General features: G+C 47.6%; 7 protein-coding genes. 5 read left to right on the top strand and 2 right to left on the bottom strand.

From position 1 onward, the window contains the following. Complete coding sequence (locus LUQ50_RS16005; RefSeq protein WP_367279005.1) at nt 1-138, top strand: MTH865 family protein; 138 nt, start codon at nt 1-3, stop codon at nt 136-138. Nucleotides 139-210: 72 nt separating this feature from the next. Here the strand turns inward: LUQ50_RS16005 and LUQ50_RS12065 are convergent, their stop codons facing one another. Further along, nucleotides 211-1,134 (bottom strand): ATP-binding protein, encoded by a 924-nt coding sequence (locus tag LUQ50_RS12065; protein ID WP_300040084.1) that lies wholly within the window; start codon nt 1,132-1,134, stop codon nt 211-213. 53 nt (nt 1,135-1,187) lie between these two features. On the opposite strand from LUQ50_RS12065, the gene LUQ50_RS16000 reads away from it, so the two are divergent. The 4 genes from LUQ50_RS16000 to LUQ50_RS12050 all read left to right on the top strand — a co-directional run bounded on the left by LUQ50_RS16000 (nt 1,188) and on the right by LUQ50_RS12050 (nt 2,661). Then, nucleotides 1,188-1,418 carry an addiction module protein gene (locus LUQ50_RS16000; protein WP_367279004.1) on the top strand — a complete coding sequence of 77 codons (231 nt, stop codon included), beginning with the start codon at nt 1,188-1,190 and terminating at the stop codon, nt 1,416-1,418. After that, nucleotides 1,415-1,714 carry a type II toxin-antitoxin system RelE/ParE family toxin gene (locus LUQ50_RS12060; RefSeq protein WP_300040083.1) on the top strand — a complete coding sequence of 100 codons (300 nt, stop codon included), beginning with the start codon at nt 1,415-1,417 and terminating at the stop codon, nt 1,712-1,714. The genes LUQ50_RS16000 and LUQ50_RS12060 overlap by 4 nt, the downstream gene beginning before the upstream one ends. 188 nt (nt 1,715-1,902) lie before the next feature. Next, nucleotides 1,903-2,319 carry a hypothetical protein gene (locus tag LUQ50_RS12055; protein WP_300040082.1) on the top strand — a complete coding sequence of 139 codons (417 nt, stop codon included), beginning with the start codon at nt 1,903-1,905 and terminating at the stop codon, nt 2,317-2,319. Between the two features lie 222 nt (nt 2,320-2,541). After that, nucleotides 2,542-2,661 carry an MTH865 family protein gene (locus tag LUQ50_RS12050; RefSeq protein ID WP_300040085.1) on the top strand — a complete coding sequence of 40 codons (120 nt, stop codon included), beginning with the start codon at nt 2,542-2,544 and terminating at the stop codon, nt 2,659-2,661. Nucleotides 2,662-2,732: 71 nt separating this feature from the next. Here LUQ50_RS12050 and LUQ50_RS12045 read toward each other — a convergent pair. After that, the coding region (locus LUQ50_RS12045; protein WP_300040081.1) for a helix-turn-helix domain-containing protein at nt 2,733-3,979 on the bottom strand (1,247 nt) is incomplete at its 5' end.

Genomic DNA, 3,979 nt, shown 5'->3' with positions numbered 1-3,979 from the left:
ATTTCTGCATTTCCTGCCGGTGCTGATACATCCTGTCAGGTTGGAAATTTGAAAATGATAGTAGGGGAAGCAGGGAAACATCTAAAGGCATCTGATTTCCTTTTCAGAATGCAAAACAAGTGGCAGATGTTATTGTAGATCATGCTGACCTATAAATCCCCTTGTTCCTTTCAATTTTTACCAGTGTCCCTCAAAAAGTTATTTTTTCTGTTATGAGAATATCACCGCCTGTCCTCTCCGGGTAATCCGGAATTTCTGGATAGGGCTTTTCGGTGAATCAGGCTGGGTCATCTCTACAAAACCTTTATCCAGGGCCGGTTTCAGGTAATCGTACATGAACGTGGGACGGTGATTCAGCCCCAAACTGGACATTATACCTCTCACACTCAACGTCGTATCTTTCAGACAGTGAAGGAGCCGTATTACTTGTTCGGTTACTTGTATCCCCAGGTATTCTACCAGGAATATCGTTACCCTCACTCGCATCGCGATCTCTTCAATGACCGGCACGGACAGTCCAAGTTCTTCAGCCTCCCGAAGAATCCTCCGAAACCCTGACCCCCACTGCTCAATCAGGTTAAGTTCCCTGAACACCCGGGCAATCACCCGGTTACGGATCTTCGAGACGCCCTGCTTCACATCCTCAATCGTCAACCCCGGGAGAAGGATTCCAGGGTTTTCTATCTCGATCCGGTCATCAAAGAAAGCCACCCGGATAGGTGCTCCTTTCTGCGAATAATCCGCATACACGAGAGAGTTTATCACTGCTTCCATGAGCATGGTGAGCGGAATACTCCAGACATCCTTTCTTCGTAGCTCTGAAAAATCAGCCCCTCTCATTGCATGTTTCTTGAGAAACTGCATGGTAATCTCTACCACATGAGGAAGATGCTCATGGATCTCGATATGGTCAAAGATATCTGCCTTGTCAGTCCTGATAAACCGTCCGCACTGGACCAAGGCATCAGGAAATAAATTGTCCCGCTTCTTTCCAAAGAGAAGCAAACCACTGTTGATAGGGACAAGTGTTCCTTGAATGGGAACGAGAAGACGGAGGGTGACACGTTCTTCTTCATGCAGCTCACGGATACCCTGAAACCATTGCTTCGCCGCTTCGAGATCAAGGTCGTCCATTGAGAGGGACAGCAGACTAAAAATATCTATACTACCTATAGGTAATCAGCAGGATGACATCCATATCCAAAAAAATAGAACAGGAAGTGCTCTCTCTCCCTGCTCAAGAACGGATAGAATTAATAGACCGCCTCATAGAGAGTCTCAATCTTCCTGGAGATCCTGAAATCGATCGGCTCTGGGTTGAAAAAGCAGAGCAGAGATTTTTAGAACTGGAAACAGGTTCTGTTACTCTGATTCCTGGAAACCAGGTTTTTTCCAATATTAAAATTACTTTCCAATGAATTTCTATTTTCATCCCGAAGCAGAACAGGAACTCCTTCAGGCAGTATCATATTATGAGAGCTGTCGGCCGGGATTAGGGATAGAATTCGCAGATGAGGTTTATCAGGCAATTAAAAGAATTATCACGTTCCCTGATTCATATGCTTCCTTCTCGACCAATACCCGGAGATGCATTCTCAACAGGTTTCCCTATGGATTGTTATATGCAAACCAGAAGAAAGATGAGAAGATCATCATCCTTGCAGTAATGAACCTCCACCTAAAACCGGACCGATGGGAGAACAGAAATCAATAGGATCTTCTCTGCATACCGACCCGTCATGATGGGAATCGTATTTCGAGACCATTAGACAAAAGAATAATCCAAACCGCTCTAATCCTCTAACCCTTAAATTTCCGCACCCCGTTCTAGGCCACGATGAGAGTTCATTTATTTACTCGTCATACTACGATCGGCCAGTAACTCTAGCCGGAGACCAAACTATGGCGGACTTTGTAGCAAAGAGCGTAAACAAGAGTGCCGAGCGGACACTTACCACTCCGATTGACACCCTGGCAAACTTTCAGACCCTCGTGTCTGATTTCATCACGAACAATCCCCTCGGGTGTGTATCCTACACCTCCGGAGGTCAGACTATCGCCGGGGTAGTGAGAGGAACTGAATACTACTCAGGAAAGGTCGTGTATGAAGATGGCCTGGCGAAAACAGTCGGGCCCATCTCGGTCAAGGCAACGACCTCCTCCGCTCTTACTACTGACATCTCGACCATCATCGGGACCGCTGCACTCAGCACCGCAATGGGAGGAACCCCTTCACATGACAGCAACGGTGAGAACTACAGCATCACGTTCAAACGTGACAGCGTGGTCGTCCATCCTACGAGGTTGACAGCATCCTGATCGCGGATAACCTGGGCCGACACGGTAACGACACTCGCTTAAATCTCTCTTTTTCATCATTCGAGGCTGATGAAGATGCAGAAATGGATAGCGGCAGCCGGGCTTGTCTGTTTGGTAGGAGTATGGGGGATGTCTGCGGATCTGATCTCTTCTTCGATTGCCACCGATGGAACCGCCTAGGTTTCGTCTGCGGTGCTCGGGAAGGACACTCCGGAAAAGTGAATTTCTGCATTTCCTGCCGGTGCTGATACATCCTGTCAGGTTGAAAATTTGAAAATGACAGCAGGGGAAGCAGGGAAACTTTTGAAGGCATCTGATTTTCCTTTTCAGGATGCAAAATAAGTGGCTGATGTTATTGTGGATCGTGCCGGCCTGTAAATCCCTTTATTCCTTTCAATTTATATCAGTGTCTCTCAAGGAGTTCTTTTCTTTTCAGAGAATATCACCACCTGTCCTCTCCGGGTAATCCGATATTTCTGGGTAGGGCTTTTCGGTGAATCAGGCTGGGTCATCTCTACAAAGCCTTCATCCAAGGCCGGTTTCAGGTAATCATACATGAATGTCGGACGATGATTCAGCCCCACACAGGACATCATCTCTCTCACACTCAACGCCGTATCTTTCATACAATGAAGAAGCCGTATTACTTGTTCGGTTACTTGTTCGGTTACTTGTTCGGTTACTTGTTCGGTTACTTGTATTCCCTGGTGTTCTGCCAGGAATATCGTTACCCTCACCCGCATCCCGATCTCTTCAATAACCGGCTCAGACAGTCCGAGTTCTTTGGCCTCTCGAAGAATCCTTCGAAACCCTGATCCCCACTGTTCAATCAGGTCAAGTTCTCTGAACACCCGGGCAATCACCCGGTTTCGGATCTTCGAAACCCCCTGTTTCACATCCTCAATCGTCAACCCCGGGAGAAGGATTCCAGGGTTTTCTATCTCGATCCGGTCATCAAAGAAAGCCACCCGTATTGGTGCTCCTTTCTGCGAATAATCAGCATGTACGAGGGCATTTATCACTGCTTCCCTGAGCATGGTGAGCGGAATACTCCAGACATCCTTTCTTCGTATCTCTGAAAAATCGGCCCCTCTCATCGCATGTTTCTTGAGAAACAGGATGATACTCTCAACCGCATCAGGAAGATGCTCGTGGATCTCAATGTGGTCAAAGATATCTGCCTTGTCAGTCCCGATAAACCGCCCGCACTGGATCCAGGCATCGGGAAAATAATATTCCCGCTTCTTTCCAAAGAGAATCAATCCACCGTTGGTTGGGACGAGTGTTCCCTGCATGGGAACGAGAAGGCGGAGGGTGACAAGTTCTTCTTCATGCAGCTCGCGGATTCCCTGAAACCAACGCTTCGCCTCTTCGAGATCAAGGTCATCCATTGAGAGGTCCGGTATCGGCATCTCGTCAAACGAGGTGCCTGAAGTGGAACGGGATAACTCAGAAATCAGATCCTGATCTGCCTTCCGGTTGGTTGAACCAAGCCTGACATACACTCCCTCCACCTGACCTTCTTTTTTCAGGAAATGGGGTCTCATCCCACTTGGATAGACCTGAACTGAGAGAAGAGTCTTATCTTCGATGGACATGAGGTCAACATCAGGAACAAGCCTGAACTCGGCTGGGTTAGGGGGCCTTCCCTCCAAATAAT

This window comes from Methanospirillum sp., from assembly GCF_028679455.1.
Classification (GTDB): Archaea; Halobacteriota; Methanomicrobia; order Methanomicrobiales; family Methanospirillaceae; genus Methanospirillum.
The sequence above is the reverse complement of the archived record's forward strand: the minus strand, read 5'-3'. Positions and strand labels throughout refer to the sequence as shown.

Excerpts from the sequence above, each read along its gene's own strand:
- LUQ50_RS12065 (WP_300040084.1), bottom strand. The coding sequence starts at position 1,134 with ATGGACGACCTTGATCTCGAAGCGGCGAAGCAATGGTTTCAGGGTATC.
- LUQ50_RS16000 (WP_367279004.1), top strand. The coding sequence starts at position 1,188 with ATGACATCCATATCCAAAAAAATAGAACAGGAAGTGCTCTCTCTCCCT.
- LUQ50_RS12060 (WP_300040083.1), top strand. The coding sequence starts at position 1,415 with ATGAATTTCTATTTTCATCCCGAAGCAGAACAGGAACTCCTTCAGGCA.
- LUQ50_RS12055 (WP_300040082.1), top strand. The coding sequence starts at position 1,903 with ATGGCGGACTTTGTAGCAAAGAGCGTAAACAAGAGTGCCGAGCGGACA.